The 21,719-nt window shown below is 45.6% G+C and carries 20 protein-coding genes; 5 read left to right on the forward strand and 15 right to left on the reverse strand.

Annotated features, from left to right (window positions below):
• Position 1: 1 nt before the first annotated feature.
• Complete coding sequence (locus tag RTR76_RS09735) at positions 2-2,158, reverse strand: DNA topoisomerase 3 (protein WP_312519878.1); 2,157 nt, start codon at positions 2,156-2,158, stop codon at positions 2-4.
• 301 nt (positions 2,159-2,459) lie between these two features.
• Here RTR76_RS09735 and RTR76_RS09740 point away from each other — a divergent pair, with 301 nt between their 5' ends.
• Both RTR76_RS09740 and RTR76_RS09745 read left to right on the forward strand, forming a co-directional pair.
• A complete protein-coding gene (locus RTR76_RS09740; protein ID WP_312519881.1) occupies positions 2,460-4,061 on the forward strand; it encodes a peptide chain release factor 3 in 1,602 nt (533 codons plus the stop codon).
• 167 nt (positions 4,062-4,228) lie between these two features.
• Complete coding sequence (locus RTR76_RS09745) at positions 4,229-5,629, forward strand: GntP family permease (protein ID WP_312519884.1); 1,401 nt, start codon at positions 4,229-4,231, stop codon at positions 5,627-5,629.
• 431 nt (positions 5,630-6,060) lie between these two features.
• On the opposite strand, the gene RTR76_RS09750 is transcribed toward RTR76_RS09745, so the two are convergent.
• The 11 genes from RTR76_RS09750 to RTR76_RS09800 all read right to left on the reverse strand — a co-directional run bounded on the left by RTR76_RS09750 (position 6,061) and on the right by RTR76_RS09800 (position 16,747).
• On the reverse strand, positions 6,061-6,444 hold the full coding sequence (locus RTR76_RS09750) for a VOC family protein (RefSeq protein WP_312519887.1): 384 nt from the start codon (positions 6,442-6,444) through the stop codon (positions 6,061-6,063).
• Positions 6,445-6,460: 16 nt separating this feature from the next.
• Positions 6,461-8,281 carry an FAD-binding protein gene (locus RTR76_RS09755; protein WP_312519890.1) on the reverse strand — a complete coding sequence of 607 codons (1,821 nt, stop codon included), beginning with the start codon at positions 8,279-8,281 and terminating at the stop codon, positions 6,461-6,463.
• Positions 8,278-8,661 carry a dimethylsulfonioproprionate lyase family protein gene (locus RTR76_RS09760; RefSeq protein ID WP_312519893.1) on the reverse strand — a complete coding sequence of 128 codons (384 nt, stop codon included), beginning with the start codon at positions 8,659-8,661 and terminating at the stop codon, positions 8,278-8,280. The genes RTR76_RS09755 and RTR76_RS09760 overlap by 4 nt, the downstream gene beginning before the upstream one ends.
• Positions 8,662-8,708: 47 nt before the next feature.
• Positions 8,709-9,413 carry an ABC transporter ATP-binding protein gene (locus RTR76_RS09765; protein WP_312519895.1) on the reverse strand — a complete coding sequence of 235 codons (705 nt, stop codon included), beginning with the start codon at positions 9,411-9,413 and terminating at the stop codon, positions 8,709-8,711.
• Positions 9,401-10,180 carry an ABC transporter ATP-binding protein gene (locus RTR76_RS09770; protein WP_312519898.1) on the reverse strand — a complete coding sequence of 260 codons (780 nt, stop codon included), beginning with the start codon at positions 10,178-10,180 and terminating at the stop codon, positions 9,401-9,403. Before RTR76_RS09770 ends, RTR76_RS09765 begins: the two co-directional genes overlap by 13 nt.
• Complete coding sequence (locus tag RTR76_RS09775) at positions 10,177-11,037, reverse strand: branched-chain amino acid ABC transporter permease (protein ID WP_312519901.1); 861 nt, start codon at positions 11,035-11,037, stop codon at positions 10,177-10,179. The genes RTR76_RS09770 and RTR76_RS09775 overlap by 4 nt, the downstream gene beginning before the upstream one ends.
• A gap of 13 nt (positions 11,038-11,050) precedes the next feature.
• The gene (locus tag RTR76_RS09780; RefSeq protein WP_312519906.1) at positions 11,051-11,941 is read right to left on the reverse strand and encodes a branched-chain amino acid ABC transporter permease; all 891 of its coding nucleotides are present in this window, start codon (positions 11,939-11,941) and stop codon (positions 11,051-11,053) included.
• A 75-nt stretch (positions 11,942-12,016) separates the two neighbouring features.
• Positions 12,017-13,198, reverse strand: a complete 1,182-nt coding sequence (locus tag RTR76_RS09785) for an ABC transporter substrate-binding protein (RefSeq protein WP_312519909.1) — start codon at positions 13,196-13,198, stop codon at positions 12,017-12,019.
• Between the two features lie 43 nt (positions 13,199-13,241).
• Complete coding sequence (locus RTR76_RS09790) at positions 13,242-14,330, reverse strand: zinc-binding dehydrogenase (RefSeq protein ID WP_312519912.1); 1,089 nt, start codon at positions 14,328-14,330, stop codon at positions 13,242-13,244.
• 21 nt (positions 14,331-14,351) lie between these two features.
• On the reverse strand, positions 14,352-15,707 hold the full coding sequence (locus RTR76_RS09795; protein WP_312519915.1) for a hypothetical protein: 1,356 nt from the start codon (positions 15,705-15,707) through the stop codon (positions 14,352-14,354).
• A gap of 47 nt (positions 15,708-15,754) precedes the next feature.
• Positions 15,755-16,747 (reverse strand): LacI family DNA-binding transcriptional regulator, encoded by a 993-nt coding sequence (locus RTR76_RS09800; protein ID WP_312519918.1) that lies wholly within the window; start codon positions 16,745-16,747, stop codon positions 15,755-15,757.
• Between the two features lie 207 nt (positions 16,748-16,954).
• Between RTR76_RS09800 and RTR76_RS09805 the strand changes: the two genes are divergently transcribed.
• From RTR76_RS09805 to RTR76_RS09815, 3 genes are all read left to right on the forward strand, one after another.
• Positions 16,955-17,416, forward strand: coding sequence for a HutP family protein (locus RTR76_RS09805; protein ID WP_312519921.1), 462 nt, complete (start codon positions 16,955-16,957; stop codon positions 17,414-17,416).
• A gap of 107 nt (positions 17,417-17,523) precedes the next feature.
• Positions 17,524-18,702 (forward strand): CoA transferase, encoded by a 1,179-nt coding sequence (locus RTR76_RS09810; protein WP_312519924.1) that lies wholly within the window; start codon positions 17,524-17,526, stop codon positions 18,700-18,702.
• A 68-nt stretch (positions 18,703-18,770) separates the two neighbouring features.
• A complete protein-coding gene (locus RTR76_RS09815) occupies positions 18,771-19,103 on the forward strand; it encodes a DUF3870 domain-containing protein (RefSeq protein ID WP_312519927.1) in 333 nt (110 codons plus the stop codon).
• On the opposite strand, the gene RTR76_RS09820 is transcribed toward RTR76_RS09815, so the two are convergent.
• From RTR76_RS09820 to RTR76_RS09830, 3 genes are all read right to left on the reverse strand, one after another.
• The gene (locus RTR76_RS09820) at positions 19,087-19,641 is read right to left on the reverse strand and encodes a guanylate kinase (RefSeq protein ID WP_312519930.1); all 555 of its coding nucleotides are present in this window, start codon (positions 19,639-19,641) and stop codon (positions 19,087-19,089) included. The two genes, RTR76_RS09815 and RTR76_RS09820, sit on opposite strands and share 17 nt — an antisense overlap.
• Before the next feature lie 130 nt (positions 19,642-19,771).
• Positions 19,772-20,314: a GDYXXLXY domain-containing protein gene (locus tag RTR76_RS09825; protein ID WP_312519976.1), complete on the reverse strand. Its 543-nt coding sequence runs from the start codon at positions 20,312-20,314 to the stop codon at positions 19,772-19,774.
• Entirely contained in the window at positions 20,301-21,596 is a 1,296-nt protein-coding gene (locus tag RTR76_RS09830) for a DUF2157 domain-containing protein (protein ID WP_312519933.1), read from the reverse strand. The genes RTR76_RS09825 and RTR76_RS09830 overlap by 14 nt, the downstream gene beginning before the upstream one ends.
• Positions 21,597-21,719 lie beyond the last annotated feature (123 nt).

Raw genomic sequence — 21,719 nt, forward strand, 5'->3', positions numbered from 1 at the left:
TTTATGGAGCTGTAATTGCCTGGGCAGACGCTTGTACCACAAGACGTGGCTTGCCCTGATCATCATCACAGCTTGCCCGGCAGGCAGGGAAGCGGGTACACCCCCAGAAGTCGCCGTTTTTTCCTTTGCGCAGCTGCAGGCTGCCTTGGTTGCAGCGCGGACAAGGATGTTCCGGTTTTTTGGGCTTACCTTGATCATCATCGTAAGCGCCTTTGCATTCGGGATAACGTGAGCATCCCCAGAACGGTCCATTCCGGCCATTGCGAGGCTGTAAAACTCCCTGACCACATCGGGGGCAAACATGCCCCTCTTTTAAGGGAATACTTTGTTCCTTGGCAATATTGCACAAGTTACTGGTAAACTTCGCCTGCTGCTCCAGAAAGACTGCAAGATTCTCACTGCCCTCAGCCATGCGATGAAGGATGTTTTCCCAAAGAGCAGTTGAATCAGGATAGGTCATTTCATCAGGAAGTGCATCAATTAGCAAATACGCTGAATCGGTAGGAATCAGATATTTTTTCTTCTTCTCTTCTTGGAGAAAGCGGCGGTCAATCAATTCTTTGATTATTGTCGCCCTGGTAGCTTCTGTACCAATACCTGACACATCTTTCAGCCGCTTCTTCAGGTCAGGATTTTTAACGTATTTGTGAATTTCTTTCATTGCTGCCAAAAGCGTTGCTGCCGTAAAGCGCACAGGAGGTTTTGTTGATTTTTTATCTGCCTTAATACTCAACAGCTCAGTAATGTCGCCTTTAACCATGGCCGGAAGCATGCCACCGTCTTCTTCTTTTTTATCGTCTTTTTCATCGGTATCAGCTGCAAACACTTTTTTCCAGCCTAATTCAACGACTACACGGCCGCTGGCCGTGAAGACTTCTCCATTGTGCTCAAGCTCCACCCGGGTTTGATTATACACATGAACAGGAAAAAACTGGGCAATATAACTTTGGGCAATAAGAAAGTAGATATTCTTCTGCGCATCATTCAGCGCTGCAAGATTGCATTTTTCTACCGTTGGAATAATAGCATGATGAGCCGTAATCTTCTTGTCGTTCCAGGCCCGGCTTTTTATTGTCCGGTCAGCCTCTGCCGCCCATCCGGCCAATTCAGTATGACTGCCGTCACTAAGATTTTCCAGGATAATCGCGCCGTCACCATGCTGCGATTCAGGCAGAAAGTCACAGTCCGAGCGTGGATAGGTCGTAAGCTTCCGCTCGTATAAAGTCTGAGCGGTATCAAGCACCAGCTGTGGATCATAGCCGAATTTCCTGCCGGCTATCACCTGCAAAGAAGAAAGCGATAAAGGCAGCCGCTGAGCATCTTTTTTCTCAGCCGTTTCGCACAAAACGATTTGGCCAGATGAAACACTCTTTATTTTGGCCAGCAATGCCTTTGCAACCGTACCGTCTGTTAGACGGCCTTCACTATCCCGTCCCGGCTGCTCCTCCCCCGGTTTCCAATAAGCAGTAAATGTTCCATTGTCATGTTTAAAATCAGCCTTAACCGTAAAATATTCTTCCGGCTTGAAGGCCGCTAATTCACGTTCCCGGCGCACTACCAAAGCCAGTGTCGGTGTTTTTACACGTCCCACCGGCAGCGTTGTCCGATGGCCGGCCCGCTGTGCAGCCAGCGTATAAGCACGGGAAAGATTCATGCCAATCAGCCAGTCAGCCCGCGCTCTGGCAAGGGCTGATTGCTTCAGATTGTAAAAATCCTGATTTTCCCGTAATGTACTAATTGCTTTTTTGATACTCTTTTCATCAAGAGCATTAAGCAATATCCGATGAACAGGCTTCTCATTGTGAAGATAGTCTAATACCTCGTCAATAAGCAGCTGACCTTCTCTATCAGGGTCACCGGCATGAACAATTTCTGTTGCCTGATTGATTAAATTCTCTATAATGGCAAACTGCTTGCGGCATGAGTCGACAACAAGCAAATTCCATGTTGCGGGAATAATGGGCAAATCTTCAATTCGCCATTTTTTATACTTTTCATCGTATTCAGCAGGCTCAGCCTGCCGCAAAATATGCCCGAAAGCCCAGGTAACTACGCCGCCACCCGTGATGATATAACCGTCTTTTCGGCTTAGCGGTCCTGGCAGGCACTTACTAAGTTCTGCCGCCATACTGGGTTTTTCGGCAATGAATAAACGCACAATAGCACCTCATAGTTAAGCAAGACCGCTCTCAAGCCCGAGGGCTCCAAACGGTCTCAAGTAATCCTATTTAATCTTGGCAGAAAGATAATTTTTCTCTGACTTTCCAACTACGTTTTCTCTAGTTTTGAACGATATGTAACATCAGAATCTTACTTATTCGATATTAGTAAATAAAATCCTGCCAAACAAGCTGTCCAGACCGCGTAAAGCCTTGCTGTAAGCACAAAAAAAGGGTATAATTTTTGGGTAAATCAAGAAATTGCTTATCTTACGATAGACAATAAACCGGAGGAAATACATGTCTGACATCACGAATGCACTCAATAAACGGCGTACCTTTGCAATTATTTCTCATCCTGACGCCGGTAAGACTACTTTGACGGAAAAATTGCTGCTCTACGGAGGCGCAATTCACCTTGCCGGTTCTGTAAAAGCACGCAAAACACAAAAGCATGCTGTATCAGACTGGATGGAAATCGAAAAACAAAGAGGGATTTCTGTTACTTCCAGTGTACTTCAATTTGACTATCAGGGCTTTAGGGTCAATATTCTTGACACGCCTGGTCATCAGGACTTCAGCGAAGATACGTACCGTACATTAATGGCTGCCGATAGTGCTGTCATGCTCATTGACGTTGCAAAAGGCGTCGAAGAGCAGACAAAAAAGCTCTTCCGCGTATGTAAACAACGTGGTATACCGATTTTCACCTTTGTCAATAAGCTTGACAGGTATGGCAAGAACCCTTTTGAGCTGATGGAAGAGCTGGAAAAAGTACTTGGTATCCGCGCCTTCCCGATGAACTGGCCAGTTGGTATCGACGGCAGCTACAAAGGAGTTTATAACCGCAAGCTGGCACAAGTAGAGCTTTTTGACAAGGATGGCTCTCACGGTCAGCGTGCTCTGGCGTCAAAGGTGGGCAGTGTTGATGATCCCGCTTTCCGCCAGTTATTGGGTGAAGATGTTCACCAGGCGCTCTGTGATGACATTGCCTTATTAGATATGGCCGGAGATGAATTCGACTTTGAAAAAGTTGCCCATGGAGAATTAACACCGATGTTCTTCGGCAGCGCCATGACTAATTTTGGTGTTCAGCCTTTTCTGGAGGAATTTTTGCAGCTTGCTCCGCCTCCAATGCCCCGTCTTTCCTCTGAAGGTCCTATTAATCCTGCAAGCAGCGATTTTTCAGCCCTAATTTTTAAAATTCAGGCAAATATGAATCCTGCTCATCGCGATCGCATTGTCTTTATGCGCATTTGCTCCGGTAAATTCGAACGGGGTATGCCTGTTCACCATGTCCAATCCGGCAAAATCATTAAACTCAGCCAGCCGCAGCAGTTTTTGGCCCAGGAAAGGACCATTGTAGACGAAGCATTCCCTGGCGACATTATCGGGCTTTTTGATCCTGGTACGTTTGGTGTAGGTGACACACTTTGCCAGCCAGGTAAACAATTTCGCTTTCAGGACTTTCCCGTATTTCCCCCTGAACATTTTGCCAGGGTACAAGCCAAAGACACCATGAAGCGCAAACAGTTTGTCAAAGGCATGACTCAGTTGGCCCAGGAAGGGGCTGTACAAATTTTCCGTCAGCCCTATGTCATTGAGTCCTTTATTGTTGGCGCTGTTGGCAGTCTGCAATTTGATGTCCTTGAGTATCGCCTTAAACAGGAATATGGCGTCGACCTGCTTATGCATCATCTGCCTTACAGCGTAGCCCGCTGGCTGGAAGGTGAAAGCTTAGATCTTAAAACCCTTAAAGGCCTTGACAATGGGATGCTAGTCGAAGATATTAAAGAACGGCCTCTGGTACTGATCAGTAATGAATGGCAGCTTAATTGGGCAAAAGAACGAAATCCCAATGTCGAATTTTTGGCTTCCCCATCAGAACAGCCCCTTAGTTAGCAGTTAATCTTTTTGAAGACCTGATGCCCACTGCTTGGGATCAGGTCTTTTATTATTTAAATTAATTTTTTTCTTGATTTAAAATACCGTAATTTGGTTATAATACCAGTAATTTGAATGACCTATAGGTCTAAAATAACGTTTACGACTGAATGGAGGGTAATAGTATGCAAGAGATTGGCATTATTCTTAGCCTATTTCTGCTCATGTTTTTCGCTTACAGAGGATTTTCGGTTATTTTATTTGCTCCGGTTTTTGCGTTGCTCGCTGCCTCACTTTCCGGTTTGCCGTTGATGCCGGCCTATACGGAACTTTTTATGGCAAAGGGCGTAACGTATATTAAGTCTTATTTTCCGATCTTTTTACTTGGTGCCGTTTTTGGCAAGATTATGGAAGACACCGGTTTGGCAAAAAGTATCTCCAGAGCGATTATTAGCAGTCTGGGGAAAGAGCGGGCAATTCTGTCTGTTGTCTTAGCCGGAGCCGTTCTTACCTATGGCGGCGTCAGTTTATTTGTCGTAGTTTTTGCCGTATATCCTTTTGCTGCAGCTTTATTTAGAGAAGCTGATATTCCCAAGCGCCTCGTTCCCGGCTCTGTAGCCTTAGGCGCTTTTACCTTTACAATGGATTCTTTCCCGGGTACACCGCAGATTCAAAACATTATTCCAACAAACTACTTTGGCACAACGATTTATGCCGCACCAATCTCTGGTATATTAGGCGGCCTAACCATACTGATTCTGGGAGTCACCTGGATGGAGCACCGCAGGAAAGCAGCCGCTGCTGCAGGCGAAGGCTATGGAAAACATACCTTGAATGAGCCCGAAGCTGAGCAATCGGCAGTCGATTTGCCCCCTTGGTATGTTGGCGCATTACCACTTCTTGCCGTATTAGTAGTAAACTTCTTCCTTAATAATATGTTTACCTGGAACCCGGCCACCTTACAGCCTTTCCAAGCAATGAATCTGCCGTTAGTGGCACCTGCCGTCAAAAATGTAATCAGCAGCTGGTCATTGATCATTGCTCTCGTCGTTGGCATTCTGTTAACCATATTACTGGGCTGGAGCCGTTTGCCTGGAGGCGGATTGGCTAAGTCACTGAATGCCGGTGCAATTGGATCGTTGCTGGCAATTATGAATACCGCCTCCGAAGTGGGTTACGGTAATGTTATTGCTTCGTTGCCTGGCTTTAAAGCAATCTCAGGTGCTTTAATGTCAATTAAAATTGGTGGATCACCGCTAGTCTCTGAAGCAGTTACTGTCAATGTTTTAGCGGGGGTTACCGGGTCAGCCTCCGGTGGGTTGTCAATTGCACTTGATCTATTGGCTAAAGACTGGCTGACCTGGGCCAACACAATTGGCATGTCCCCTCAAATTCTTCACAGAGTAGCCTCTATGGCTTCAGGCGGTATGGATACACTGCCTCATAATGGCGCTGTTATTACCTTGCTTGCCGTCTGCGGAATGACACATCGCGACTCGTACGGAGATATTTTTGCAATGACAATCATTAAAACAAGTACGGTATTTTTGATCATTCTGTTTCACAGCATTACAGGCTTACTGTAAGCTAGGAGAGAAGTTCCTCTGAAGAAAAAGCCCCCGTTCGTACTTTTGTCATTGCAACAAAAGTACCAAAAATGCTAGGCCCGTCTTCCAAAAGACTTGGAAAAAAGTCACCTTACTAAAATCCGTTAAACTCCGCTAACGCTCAAACAGAACGGATTTCTTAACGTAAGGGCCGAAGGGGCGAGATAACTGGAAACGCAGGTTCCTTGTTTTTCGTATCTTACGACCCTTACAAAAATTGCCGTCCCGAAGGTTGGTCTGTTTCCAAGGCTATTTTTGTACAGGTCTTGACTTTTTGGTACTTTTGTGTCAAGACAAAAGTACAGAGTCCTAAATCTTTGTCTCCCAGCTTCTTAAAACTTAATTACTGATACAGACTAAAAAGAGCAAGGTATCCCAGGTTTACTGAGATGCCCTGCTCTTCTTTACAATTAATTCAAAACCTGCGGCCGCCACATTAAATGCAAAATGTTTCCCTCCGGATCACGGAAAAAAGCCAGTTTCATTGTTGCCGCCTCCCGGATCTCAAAGAAAACAATACCGCGCTTTTCCAAATAGTGATAAGCTGCAGCAAAATCAGTTACCGTAAAAGCCAAATGGCGTATTCCTGCCTGCTTAGTCTTATATTCACTCACCTGCCCGCCTTCGGCAGGAAGTATTTCCAGCATTGTTCCATCAGGTGCTTTCAACATATATACTGGTGGGTTAGTGCCACTGCTATAAACAATGCGAAAACCAAACAAACCTAGGTACCAGTCGGCTAATGCCTGACTATCGCGGGCAGCTATAGCCGTATGCTCTATTCCGCTAAACAAATAAATGCACATCTCCTTATCCAATCGGCTTGCGCACATCGAGAATTAACCCCTGCGCACTTTTCCTGACAACAATATATTGCTGCCATTCAGGATCTTGCCTGCCAATTGGTGTATTATCCTCAAAGCTGGCAAACCTGAGATGAGGTCCACGGCTTTCATCCCGCTTGGCTGCAGCCGCCAGCACCATTGCAGCGGTTATCAGCATATCCTTAGTCTCCAGGCAGTACGCAAGACCTTTTTCATCAATCAAAGGGACGTGTGTGCCAAGCTCAGTTAGTTCTTTTTCTCCCTGAGACAGCCCTGCTTGTGTACGAATAATGCTGGCACTTTGTTTCATAATTCGTTGCAAGGTTTGACGCATAGCAGTAGCAGCCATATCACCTTTCGTTAGTCCGGTTATGGCGCTAGCAAACTGCATACCGGCTTTATCGATATAAGCCATATCATCACTGCTCAGGCTTTCTGGCTTAGCTGCTGCATCTTCACCGGCTATTTTGCCGAACACCTGGCAATCGAGCAACGCATTCCCGCCTGGGCGGTTAGCACCGTGCTGGCCCCCTGCCGTTTCGCCGACAGCCCACAAACCGGCAACAGTACTGCGCGCTTGTTCGTTAATTTTTATACCGCCTTGAAAATGCTGGGCACAGGCGGCCACTTCCACAGCCTCTCCTTTCGCTATATCAATACCGCGCTCTAAAAACCACTCGATAGAAGCCGGATTGATCTCCATTAAGCGGTACAGCGGCGACTGGCGGCGTCTTTCCATGCCCAAATCTACGCGGATCTCAGATTGGTAGCGTTCCTGAACATCTGCGGTTAGCTGATCAAACACAAATCCTGCCGGGTTTTTGCTGTAATCCAGGTATACTTTTCTGCCGGCCTGCCATTCCTTATATAAGGCTACGTCTATAATATGGGTTTTGTGCTCATAGCTAACGGGCCAGCTGGCACCTTTTTTAAACAACGTATCAAAAATCTCGTCGGAAGCTGTCCCTTGCGGGAAGTATTTCGCAAGAATTTCTTCGCCTGCATCATTAATTAAACGAGGCAATGCGCGCATCATACTGCCGGAGCAGTTAAAACGCGTTTTCGTTGAAGCAATACCAAGCTGTATAAATTCCATATTAACCAATTCGGCTCCCGCCTCATAGGCCATTGCATAGCCATCGCCGGTCATTCCGCCGGGGAAGACGTTATGCTCATAAATGAGGCCACCGCCGCCGGTAGCAAGAATAACAGCCGGAGCAGCAAAAATGATAACTGCCTGCTGTGGATTATGCTCCTGCGTACGTACTGCCAACGCACCGATTACACGTCCATCCTTCACAATCAGTTGATGAACTGCCGTGAAATGATGAATAGCAATTTCCATTTGACTGATTTTACGCATCAGTGCCTCTTCAATGTGTACTGCTGTTTTCGGCCCCGTATAACAAGCCCGAGCATATTCAGATCCATCTGTTACAAACTGATCAACTGTCCCACCTTTTCTCGCAAAAGGAACACCCAGCTCATCCAGAAACTCAAAAGCTTCCTTACCTCCCCTTGCAAGCACTTCTGCAAGATTGTGATCGGAAACCTTACCGCCAATGCGATAAATGTCATCAGCGTGGTATTTCCAGGAATCTGATCCTACAGGTTCGGTATGTGCAAGTGCAGCATGAAAAGCCATGCGGTCCGAGCAAGCTGTGGCAGTGACTCCGCTTTTACCAAGCATTCCTTTAGTTGCCAACGCAACCTGCAGCTGTGGATTCGCTTCTTTGGCTGCAATAGCTGCCCGCAAGGCCCCACCGCCGCCACCGACTATTAAAATATCATATTTTATTATATTCATTCGTTTCCTCCCACCGGGCTAAGTTCCTGTTGCCAATGCTCAACAATCCCCTTGGGGGCATAGCAAAACAACATGATCATCTCATCCTCACCGGTATTCTTTAAATAATGATGGCTCTGGGAAGGAATATGAATATAGCTGCCCTGAACAATTGAATGCTGCTGACCATCAAGTTCGCAAATACCCGTTCCCTTGGCAATATAGTAAATTTCTTCCTGCGCATGATGATGGACGGGGATCTCTCCGCCTGGATATATGGTAACCTGGCCCATTACGAAATGATCTGGTTCGGCAAGAGCGCCTGGTCCGGCAATCACTTTGGTCAGCCGCCCGGCAGGGAATTCAGTCCCCTTTATTTGATTTACATGAAAAACTGCCATGTCAGCCCTCCAAAACATATAGTCTCAGCGCTTAAACTAATCGTCTTTTACCGGTCTCCCAGATAGGCTTTTTTTACACCTTCATCACATAAGAGTTTTTTGCCTTCCCCTTGCATAACGACTTTTCCGTTTTCCAGGACATAGGCATAATCACTGAGAGCCAATGCTTTCTTGGCGTTTTGCTCTACGAGCATAACCGTCAGGCCTTGCTCACTAATTTGTCTGATCAGTTGAAAAACACCGTTAACAATGATTGGCGCAAGCCCTAGTGATGGCTCATCCAATAAAATCATTTTAGGTTCAGACATTAAACCCCGGCAAATAGCCAGCATTTGCTGTTCACCACCACTGAGCGTACCTGCATGCTGATCTTTCCGCTCCCGGAGAATAGGATAGAGTTCAAACATTTTTTCCATATTACGCTTAATTTGATGATTATCTTTGAGGATATATCCACCAGCTAAAAGATTTTCGGCAACAGTCAGACCGGAAAAAACCTTTCTGCCTTCAGGAACGTGGACCAGCCCTTGTTTGATAATATGCTGTGTCGTCCGGGTCAGTTCAGACCCTTCAAACTGGATTGTACCACTCTTCTGTTTTACGAGGCCGCAAATGGTATTAAGCATGGTAGTCTTACCGGCACCATTGGAGCCGATAATACTGACAATCTTCCCTTTGGGAACAGATAAACTAACACCATGAAGCGCTTGAATATGTCCGTAAGAAACATGCAAATTGGCTATATTAAGCACGATTCATCCTCCTCTCCGAGGTACGCTTCGGTTACGGCTTTATTTGCCACCACTTCCGACGGTGTACCGCTAGCCAGCAGCTTACCGAAGTTAAGGACAAAGATTTGCGAGGAAAGTTCCATGATAACTTCTAGTCGATGCTCAATAATGATAATAGAAAAATTGAATTGCTGATGCAGTCTTTTTACCAGCTCGATAAACTCGCGGACTTCACTGGGATTGAGACCGGCTGCCGGTTCATCGAGCAGCAGGACCTTGGGCTTGGTTGCCAGTGCCCTGGCTATCTCCAGTTTGCGCTGCAAGCCATAAGGCAAACTCTCAGGCCGTTCATTTTCAAAGCCTGCAAGGCCAACAATTTTTAAATATTCGCTGGCTTGCTTTCTCGCTGCTTCTTCACTGTGACGCTTGCGACCAGTGTAAAACAACACATCAAGCAAATTATAGTTAGCATCGGGATCGGCAGCGGTCATGACATTTTCCAGTACACTCAGTCCGCGGAACAACCGGATATTCTGAAATGTACGGGCCATTCCCGCCCTGGCAATTTCATGCTGAGGAAGTTGGGAAATATCAGTTCCATTTAAAAGAACCTGGCCTGAATCAAGTGGATATACACCTGTCAATAAGTTAAAAGCCGTTGTCTTGCCAGCTCCGTTAGGTCCAATAATGCCGACGATATCATGCTGGCCTACGGCAAAAGAAAAATCATCTATTGCTTTAACACCGCCGAACGCTTTGGATATGTTTTTGACTTCCAACTGACTCATGCTGCTTTGGCTCCTTTTTTCATAAATTGTTTGATTCTACGCAGCGATAATTCATTTTCGCCAAATATCCCTGTAGGGCGGAAGTTGATAATCAAAAGAACAATGACGCAATAAATTACGATTCGCCATTCTGAAGCAAACCGCAGCATTTCCGGTAAGCCTGTCAGGAGAATCGAGGCAGCTACCGCTCCGGTGAGACTGTTAATTCCGCCAACAAAAACGATAATTGTCCATTCTGCTGAAACAACCCAGCCAAAAGCACCGGGCTCGACATAAGAAGTATAGAACACATACAGCACACCGGCAAAACTCGTCATAACACTTGCAATTAAAAAGGTAATTAATTTCAAACGCTCTACATGAATGCCCATTGCTTTAGCTGCCAGTTCATCACTGCGCAGCGCCAGACACTGCCTGCCATACTTAGAATGCTTGTAGCTGATTACTATTGCTAAGCAAATAATAACCGTAATTAAAACTGCCCAGAAATTTGTATACTGTGGCACCCCGGAAAGTCCGGTGGCACCTCCGGTGATATTGGTCGAGTTATTCAGGGTCGCAATAATTGCTTCCCCAAATCCGAATGTAACCAGCGAAATATAATCGCGCCGTAAACGTACCGTGGGAATCCCCACCATCAGTCCGGCCAAGAGTCCTGTCAGCATTGCCACAACAGCTGCTAACGGTAAAGAAAGAGCAAACGTTTTCACCAAAACGGCAGAAACATAAGCGCCAATTGCAAGAAAAGCGGCCTGTCCAAAAGAAAACAAACCGGTAAGACCCGTAACGAGATACACGCCGAGCACGCCAATTAAACTAATGCCCGTAAACGTAAGTGTTGATAAAATATACTCCACGGCATGCTCCCCCTTAAGCTTTCTCTTGGACAACTACACCCGCAATACCCCGCGGCCGCAGTAGCAAGAACACTAACATAATGATAAATACGAATACAGGTGCCCAGCCGGCTCCCACGGAACCGATCAGGAAGATTTCAACAATACCTAATAGAACGGCACCTATTAATGCCCCGGTGATGCTGCCTAATCCGCCGATAACGGAAGCAATAAATCCCTTCACAATCATTTGGCCCAATTGAGGATAGAGCGTGTAGTTAATACCTAAAAATACACCGCTGATTCCACCCAGTACACCTGATGCAAAAAATGTTGCGGCAACGACGGCATTCGGGTCCATTCCCATGAGCTTGGCCGTGTTAATATCAAAGGACATCGTGCGGATCGCCAGACCAATCTTGGTTTTGTACAGTACAAATAACAAGATGAGCAATGAACTTGTCGAGAAGCACAGCATTAAGAGGTCAGGTATCGCAATTGTAAAACTGCCAAAGTTAAACACCGCTGCCGGCAAAAATGACGGATACGAATAAAAGTTGCTGCTTGCAAAGATGGTTAGAACGTTTTCGAGCAAAATCCCCATTGTAATAGAAGAGATAAAATAATAGATAACGGGGCTGTTATTGCTACGCAAACGCCTGAAAGCCACTCTCTCCACAACCAGCGCAAGCAATCCTCCCCCCAGTGCCGCTGCAACCAGGGTTGCCATAAACAAGGGCAGGGAGTCTATATAATTCATTAATACAATGGCAGCAATATAACCAATATACGCGGTTACACTCATCAGGCCGCCATGAGAAAAGTTGGAGAACTTCAGTATATTGAAGATCAAGGCAAAGCCTACTGCTATCAATGCATAAACAGACCCCAGCGAAATTCCGTTAATAAGCTGTTGTATTGTCACTTGGAGCTATTCTCCTTTCTTATTGCCGTTTAGCTTATTGCAGGGACACTGGCAAGTGTCCCTGCCGACAATAACTTACTTCATATGCTTAGCAGGTATATACCGTCCAAGATCAACATACTGACCATTCTCAATTTTATACATGACCATGGACAAGCCCACTGGTTGATGTGTCTGCGGCGAAATGGTAATGATACCGGTAGTTCCTTGTAAACCGCTGATTTGATTCAGGCCTTGCAAAATTTTATCTGGTGAAGCTCCGCCGCTTTTTTTGATTGCTTCGGCGATCACGAGTAATTTGTCATAACCCAGGTATACTTTATTGATGGGATCTTCATTGAATTTTGCTCTGTAAGCATTTTTAACTTCTGCCAATTGAGGCTCGGTATCGGAGAAGTTATTGGCAAAATACAGGTTATTAGTAGCATCGGCGTCATTTACCAGCGCAGCAAAAGGTGGAGCAAAGTCCAGGCCACCGACAAATGGCAGGTCCAGGCCGATCTGCTTACGTTGTTTAGCAGTAATAACCAAGTCCTGTGTATAGTTCGGCGCATATACAACCTGTGCACCGGACTCTTTTATTTTGGATAACTGAGTTTTAAAATCTTTGTCGCCCTTGCCATAAACCTGCTCAATTACGATTTCAGCGCCAACTGATTTAGCATAGGCTTTAAAAGGTGCAACTAGCGAAACAGCATAGGCATTGGATTGATCGTAGAAAATTGCAATTTTCTTCAAGCCCAGTTTTTCAATGGCAAAGCTTGCCATGATTTCCCCATATTGGGTAGCACTGGGCTGAACGAGAAACATGGAAGGATGCACTTTGCCATCTTCGGCAACGGTTGCACGAGGATCAGCAAAGCTGCCTACTAGTGCTACTTTTTTGTTATCGGCAATAGGGGCAAGTCCAATGCCGATATTACTAATGGGAGGTCCAACAACAGCAACTGCCTTCTCCTGGTCTACCAAACGATTGTAAGCTTTAATGGCTTCTTGTACGTCACCTTTAGTATCCATCGTCAGCAGTTTAACTTTACTGCCATTAAGACCACCTTGGGCATTGATTTTTTCTACTGCCAGCTCCGCACCGCGGGTAACTGCATTGCCCAAAACCGAAGTGGGACCACTCATGTCCTGAAGATTTCCAATAACGATTTCTTTTGCTCCTGAGCTGGAACTTGATGAGGAGCCACATCCGGCAAACAGACTGCTAATCAAAAATAACCCCATTATGGCTAAGATAGTAACTTTCTTCATATCCATCCTCCTGTAAGTTTTTAGATAACAGACTAACTTAATTCTAGGGAATAAGCACTGCCTTTAATGCCTCACGGCTATTCATGACCGCAAGAGCGTCATTTGCTTCAGCCAGACTAAAGCGATGGGTAATCATTTTCTTGAATAGTTCCTTATTCTTCTGCATGAGTTCAAGCGACATATGAGTGTGGCGGGTACTGCTAACCCAAACTCCCTGTATCTTGAGATTCTTTTTGACAACATCTTCAAAAAAATCTACCTTACAGTCACCTGGGGGTTGGGAAAATCCGACCGACACATATGCTCCGCCCTTACGCACCAGCTTTAGTCCTTCGTGCACTGCACCAGGATCGCCGGCAGCTTCCAACACCATATCAACCCCCCGTCCTCCGGTCCGGCTGAGAATGTACTCCCTCCTTTCTTCGATACTTGTTGTACGGCGGTTGAGGATTTCGGTTGCTCCGAACTCTTTACAGAGCTCCAGACGATTTTCTGATCCGCCGGTTACAAAAATCTGACTGGCGCCAAGGTGTTTGGCAAATACAACTCCATATACTCCTAACGGCCCCGGCCCCTGCACCAAAATACTGCCGCCAAAAGGAACAGCATGGTGATCGAAGGCATGAGCAACGGTAGCGCCCGCACATGAGGCAGAAACTAATACTGCAGGATCAATGTCTTCTGTTATTTTAAAAAGATTCGTAGTTGCAGACAGCACAATGTGTTCAGCATAGCATCCGTTCAAATGCGGTGCTTCATTAAGCGCACGATTGATTCCATATACTTTGCGGTTTGCACATAGCCACGGTTCGTTAAGAACGGCGCAGGCATAACAGGCGTTACAGGTTACGCCCCGATCCCAAAGAATCCGGTCTCCTGACTTCAATTGCTCACCGGTTACATATTTCTTACTCCCCTTTACCTCCACTACTGTACCTACGCCCTCATGACCAAGGATGATGGGTAACGGCGTACGCTCGTCCTCACCTTTCCACATATGCACATCAGAGCCGCAGACTCCAGCCGCATCAATTTTTACCAAAACCTGTGATTCTTCTAACACAGGTATTTCAAATTCTCTCATTACAAGTGGAGCATTAAAGCTCTCCAGCACCATAGCCGTTGTCTTCAAGAAAACCATTCCTTTCTAATGTTAAACATGTTCAGCAACTTGACCGGTTTCAAAGGGCGGTTTACCCTCCCGGCCCTGCCGGTAAAGGGGAGCATATGTATCGGCATCTCGGGGGACGCAGCCTGTACAGCCGCCATCGCGCATAATCGTTGTACATTTACTGCAGGATATACAGATCTTACGTGAATCAAAGCTGCCCTGCCGCAATAAATCCTTAGCAAAATCAGGATAGGCAAATGCCTGCCGTCCGAAACCTACTAACTTCATCCAGCCTTGATCTAAACATCCGGCCGCTACGTAGGGAGCGAACTGCCTAAGCCAGCTAAATCCTGTTCCCATAATGACTGCTTCAGGTACTGCCTGCTGCATAACTTTTGCTGCCTGAAGCAGAATTGCCACATTCTGCAAGGGATGGAAGGGGGGAATATAACTGCCTGTATCATAAGGCCTGTTTACGTGAGGATTATAATAAGGGTTACCCAATGTAATATTAAAAAGCTTTATCCCTTTTCCAGCTAGCAGCTGAATAAGCTTAATGGGCTCAGTAAAGTCAGGTTTATGATAATCCGTCTTGTCAACTCCCCAGCCATTGGGTACGCCGTCATAGACTCCCAGGCGGACAACAATCTGAAGCTGATCGCCTAACTTGACTTTTACTTTATCAATAATATTTATTAATAATCGGGTACGGTTTTCAAAGCTTCCTCCATAATTGCCTTCCCGATTATGACCGGCAAGCAATTCTCCCAGCAAGTAGCCGTGACAGCATTTAATATCTACGGCGTCAAAACCGGCCTCAGCAGCAATTACCGCCGCCTTAACATACTGCTCCTCAAGCTCAGCTAACTCTTCGTCCGTAATCGTATGGAAAACAGGGGGAAGTTTAGCTTCAAGATGAGGTGCACGAGTTGCAATGATCGGCATGGGAGCATCTCCCGGCCTGCTGTTGCGCCCAGAGTGAGTTAGCTGTAAGACAGTAAACGGTCTGGCATTACCTGCCTCACTGGCTGCTTGAAGAGACTGGTTAAGCATGCCGGCAAGTTCTGCCTGTGTATGCTCATTAATTTGTAATTGGCGGGGATTGGCCCTGCCTTCACCTACTACCGCCGTAGCCTCAAACCATAAAAGACCTGCCCCACCCTTTGCAAAACGGTCATAGCGCCGTTTTGTTAATTCGCTGGGAGTTCCGTCCGGTGTTCCATCGCAGCCTTCCATTGGGTGAATTGCCAGGCTGTTAGGAACAACCGCACCAGGCAGCGAAACACTTCGTTTAAAAACCTCCATGTTGTCGGAACAGGGAATATCCAGTCCTAATCTCACTATATCCTGCTTCAAGTCCTCTAATGTCTTGTAGTGAAAGCGAACATGTTCAGCCAAAAGTACTCCTCCCATTCTTCTTTAATGCGCGGTCTCCGATCGAATTGTCAAATTACCGATCCCCGTACCATTACCTGTGCAGCAAGCACATCTATCCTTGGCTTTTCGGTGCGTTTTTCTTCAATCATGCTGATTAACCGCTCACAAGCCTTGGCCCCCATTTCATAAAATGGCTGTGCTACCGTTGTCAGGGGTGGATCAAGTAAGGGAGCAAAGTCAAGATTATCAAATCCCATAATGGATATATCACCGGGTACTCTCAGTCCATAATCTTTCACAGCCCGCATCGCACCTAATGCCTTGGGATCATTAGTAGCAAAAAATGCATCAACCCTTGCACCTGAATCTAAGATCCCCTTTGTAGCAAGATAAGCGTCTTCACCGCCTTCTACACCGTGAACAATCGCCTGCTCAGGTAAGGGCAGTCCGGCTTCTTCCAGTGCCTTTTTATAGCCGGCGAACCGTTCTTCATACAATGTAAGTTCCAGCGGCCCATTGATCAGTCCGATTCTCGTAAGTCCCCGGGAAATCAAATACTTTACAGCCTCATAGGAGCTGTTGAAATTATCCAAAACAACAGCATTCACTCTGCACTCCAACTGCCGCAGCAGCAGCACAACAGGAAAGCCTTCCGTTTCTAAATCAATAATATTCTGCGCACCTGGCCGGGCGGTCGAAAAAATAAATCCATCAACCAAGCGGCTCCTGAGGGTTTCAATATAAAATTTTTCTTGCTCAAAGTCCTCATCGGTGTTGCATAAAACGACTACATAACCATTCTTTTTGGCAACATCCTCAATCCCGCGTATTGCAGCAGGAAATACCAAACTGCGAACATTTGGTATAACTAAGCCAATCGTTTTAGTAGAAACTCCTTTTAAGCCCTGAGCAATGACGTTTGGGCGGTAACGCAATTCGGCAATCGCTGCCAAAACTCTATTTTTAGTTTCCTCAGCCACGGGGATTTTTCCACCAATGACGCGGGATACCGTGCTTGGCGATACATTAGCTTTTTTGGCAACTTCCTTAATATCTGACAAAATTGACCCTCCAATTTAGTTTACCGGACTTATGAAAACGTTTGTGGTAACGTTTTCATAAGTCTTATTCTTGAATGTTCAGCAAATTCCTTCTTTTGCAAATATTATTTTTATACTATCTACTCCTTTTCACATATCCCCTTCGACATGACTTGACTAAATTATCTAAAAAGAGTAGTATTATTTATGAGAGATAGAGGGTATAAAATGAGTGAAAAAAATTGTGCTTTTATGTCCCAAAGCATCCGCAGTGTTGCTACAGCAGCCATGATTCTGGCGCTGACCAGGACAATGGAAGATGAGGCAACTGCAAAAAAAATGTTGGCAGAGCAAGGCTATAAGTTTGTAGTTACTGAAGTTGGCGGAAAATCCCTAGTAGGTGATTTTCAGGAAAAAACAACAAAAGCTGTTTTGGGTGCTGCCTTAAATAGCGGCATTATTTCGAAATCACCAACTAACTACCACGCATTATTACACGCTGCTGATGAAGCGAAGCGCGGCATATTAATTAATGTTGCCAGCAGTTGCAGTTTAGCAGTTAAAATAGCTATTGTGCGTGATGCCTCCTGGATAGCTGTTGCTTTGTTTGGCGAATCGGCACTGCATCCTTTGACCAACCACGAAAGAGCTGGCTTAGGAATCATGCATCTAGGTTCGCAGGATGAATAACTTAAAAAACATGAGAATATATGAGTGATAGAGGGACAGAGTGGAATACTAATTTCAACCTGTCCCTTTTTATATTACTAAAATAAAAATGTGAGGAGAGATTAAGTATGAAATTACTTGGAGGACTTCGCGTCTTAGACTTGAGCAGAGTACTTGCCGGACCATATTGCACGATGATGTTAGCTGATTATGGTGCCGATATCATTAAAATCGAGCCCCCGGTAGTGGGAGATGACTCTCGCGCCTTTGGTCCTTTTATCGGTAAAGAAAGTGCTTACTTTATGAGCCTTAACCGCAATAAAAGGTCGATTGAATTAAACTTCAAACGCCAGGAAGAATGCGACCTGTTTAAAGAAATGGTTAAGGAAGCTGACGTAGTTGTTGAAAACTATCGTCCCGGCACCATGGAAAAATTCGGTCTTGGCTATGAAGACTTAAAAGCTATTAATCCTAAAATCATCTATGCTGCATGCTCGGGCTTCGGTCACACCGGCCCTTATCGCGATAAACCGGCCTATGATATCATCGTTCAGGCGATGGGCGGCATCATGAGCATCACTGGTCCGGAAAATGGTGATCCAACCCGTGTAGGCGCTTCCGTAGGCGACGTCATGGCTGGTATGTTTACAGCTTATGGAGTAATGCTTGCACTTTATCACCGTGAACGTACCGGCGAAGGTCAAAAGATTGATGTCGGTATGCTGGACTGCCAGGTTGCCGTACTGGAAAATGCTATCGCCCGCTACGTTACCTCCGGCAATGTTCCCGGACCATTAGGCAATCGTCATCCTTCAATTACCCCATTCTCATCCTTTACCGCAAAAGACGGCTACATCATCGTTGGCGCTGGTAATGCACGGTTATGGGATCGCCTCTGCACCATTTTGGAACGCCCTGACCTGATTAATGACGAGCGCTTCAGTACAAATGCCCTGCGTACAGCCAATGTTAATGAGCTGATGACCATATTAAATGCCGTCTTCATTAATAAAACCATCAATGAGTGGCTGGAAGTACTCGAAGAAGCCGGTCTTCCCTGCGCACCAATCAACACAGTTGACCGCATCGTAAATGACCCGCATATTGCTGCAAGAAATATGATTGTCGAAGTTGAGCATCCCGTGGCAGGCAAGCTCAAAATGCCAGGAGTTCCTGTTAAATTATCGGCAACCCCCGGCTCAGTTGATTTTCCTGCTCCGCTTCTTGGACAGCACACACATGAAATTCTCAAAGAAGTTCTTGGCTGGGACGAAGAAAAAACTACCCAATTCTTTAAAGGTAAGTAAGCGTACAAACTTAAGGGCACTAACGAACGTTAGTGCCCTTAACTATAATATTGTGTAAGGATGATTGTATGGCAAATGAAACAACTGTTTTGTTTTCCGGTTATGCGAGACTTCCGAGTGGTACAGTATCAAGCGAGCTTTATGGAGTTATGGCGCTTGTTCTGATTGTGGACATACAAACCGGTCGAATTTTAGAGGCAGATTGTACGCTGTCAACTAGGCTGGCAGAGCGCTTTGTTACCCGTCTTTTAGTAGGTCAAAACCTGAATGATAAGCCCGAAAATCTTATTGCAAAGATTAATCAGGTGTATCAAGGCAGCGCCAAGAAGGCCATAATCACCGCGTTGCGGACAATTATCGATAAATATCCGGCTATTGTCCACACTAAAATTCACTCTTAACCCAGGATACGTCCATAATAGCCAATACCTGGCGCACTGTTACGTCCAATTGACCCGTATTTTTTACAACATAATCAGCTGTTTGCCAGTTTACAAATTCACCTGCCGCCTCAGCATATTCAATGCGGCGATTAATTTCCTGGTCATTATCCCCTTGCAGCACATAACGGTTTAAAATCGTTTCTTTATCGGCGAACAGGAAAATTGCCGTAAGCCTTTCGCCCAGCAATTTTTTTAATTGCTCCAAGCCACGCAAATCAACCTCTACTACAGAAATAGAAGACTCCTTTACTTTACTGAGCACTTCATCTTTGCTGAGTCCATAAAAGTGCCCTGAATAGTTTACTTTTTCGATCATCGGCAGCTTTAAGAATACTTCTTTATCGACAAAGTGGTAATCGACTCCATTGATCTCTTCTTTTTTGGGAAGCCGGGTTGTATGGCTAATAATCGCAGGAATACGGTAGTTGTTCAGTGCTTTTACAAGTGTGGTCTTACCTGAGGCAGGCGGTCCGATAATCGCATAAACTTTATTCATCCAATATCCCCTCTTTGTAGTGTATTCTTGGTTTGAACTGCTACATTCTACACAAATCGACAAAATCCTTGAAAAGAATAGGCAGGCGAAGTATGCAAAAACCATGCTCGCCTGCCTATTCTTTCGTATTTTATTGCGACTCTAAGTACTCATATATCGTCTTATTGCCAATATACAATTGCTCGACAACGCCATAGCCATCTTTAATGCGTATTAAAGCCCTGCCGTCTTTTCCTGCACTTTTCTGATAAGCCCTATCGGCAGCGGGGGCTATCTCCTCCGGCAGATAGTACCGTTTAAAAGGCAAGCTGACGTGGGCAATGCCATTTTCAATATACTGAACTGTAACGCGGACAAAAGCATCGTCTTCAGGCTGTCGGGTACTAATCCCGGTAATAACGGTCTTCCCATCCTGCTCAGTCACCAAAGCGAAAGCCTTTTGACCATATTCCAAGCGAGCATCATCCAGGATTTTCCCTTTTTGTTCCTTAAAGCCAAGATCAACATAGCGCCCCTTAAGCATATCATAAGGGTCCACCGGGGCAGTCTCCCAATAAAAAGGACGTCCCGTATTCAGTACATTTTCCCAATGCCATACCATATATAACGGTACTGATAGCTGCAGGATAGCGACAATTGAAAATAACAGTATAAACCGCTTATTTGTCAGCATCACTTGCGCCTGCCTTTCGCCTCGCAGCCATCCAGTTGACTGCCAGAAAACTAATTCCCAAAGCAAGAAAAACAATTCCACGGACGACAAAACTGAAGTTAATATCTAAGAACCGTGCAATAATCAACGCCCCTAACAGCAGCATCCCCATATTCATGGTACTGAGCTCGCCTTTGCGCACGCCTTTTCTTATCATGTATATGCTGAAGCTGAGTAAAAACAAATTCATTAAAACAGCAGAAATCAGCCCTCCTGTATCGGAAACCTGCAGTACATACCCGACTCCCGCCACAAACGGAGCGGCAATATAAGCAATTGAGCCAGACGGTTTTCTGCGCGCTACCAAATACCCCAGATAAGCAACTGCCAAGAGCAGCAGGGTCACCAGCCAGCTTTCACCTGTTCGCAGGCCGCCAGCGCCAAAACCAGACCAAACATCTCTAAATGTAAGAATAAAACTAATGCCTACTGTACCGACCGCGCCAATCGTCAGCAATGCCCTATACCAGCCAAGTGCCCGTTTTTCTTGTGCTAAAGCGCCCAATAGGTAGGTTATCGCAAAAAGGGCTGCAAATAAAAGCAAGCCTAAATAACCTATTTGGTGATTAAAGGCATCTGCAAAAGAAAAATAAAAACTTAAGGTGAAAATCCAAGTAACAATCGTTGCAGCATTCACACTTTGCTCTGCTAACAGCAGCTGACGGCAATACGGAAGAACTGCACCGAACAATAACCAAATCAAGTGTTTACCGATAATTGGTACACTGCCGTTTGCCACCCATCCGCCAATACCAATCAGGTAACTTGCAGCAACGATCGTCGATTGCAGCAAATAAAGAATCGGCAGTGACAGCAGCATCCAGGCAAGCAGAAAAGCGCCTGTGTCATCACTCAAATGATAAGTCTGAGAAACAAGGGCCATCGAGGCTCCCACCATCAGCATCCAAAAAACTGCCGCGCCTTCTTTCCAGGATCGCTTATCCCTTTTGAAACACCACACGGCAACTGCGCTAATTTGGGCTGCAATTAACATTGCAACCGCAATACCCATGCGACTGAAACGATTCAGCTGTTCCCAATTGTGAGCCATTATCAGGATAATCCCCAGTCCCACCAGTATAATGCCAATGACACCGAAGATTGTCATATAATTCTTTTTCTCTTCCTGTATCTCAGGTCCATAATAGTCGCGAATGCGGTCAGCAGCATCCGAGCTGATAACACCTTTGTTAACTAAGTCCGGCAGCTGCTCATACAGCCATTTAACAGTATTTTTTTTCATATTTAGACTCCTATACGGTATTACCACTATTGTTCCATGATCACAGACGACTATCCTGCACAAGCAAATAAGAAAACAAAATATCGTGTCACGGGGACGGTTCCACTGACACAAATCTGGAAT

Source organism: Anaerospora sp., assembly GCF_032013335.1.
Taxonomy (GTDB): Bacteria; Bacillota; Negativicutes; order Sporomusales; family DSM-15969; genus Anaerospora.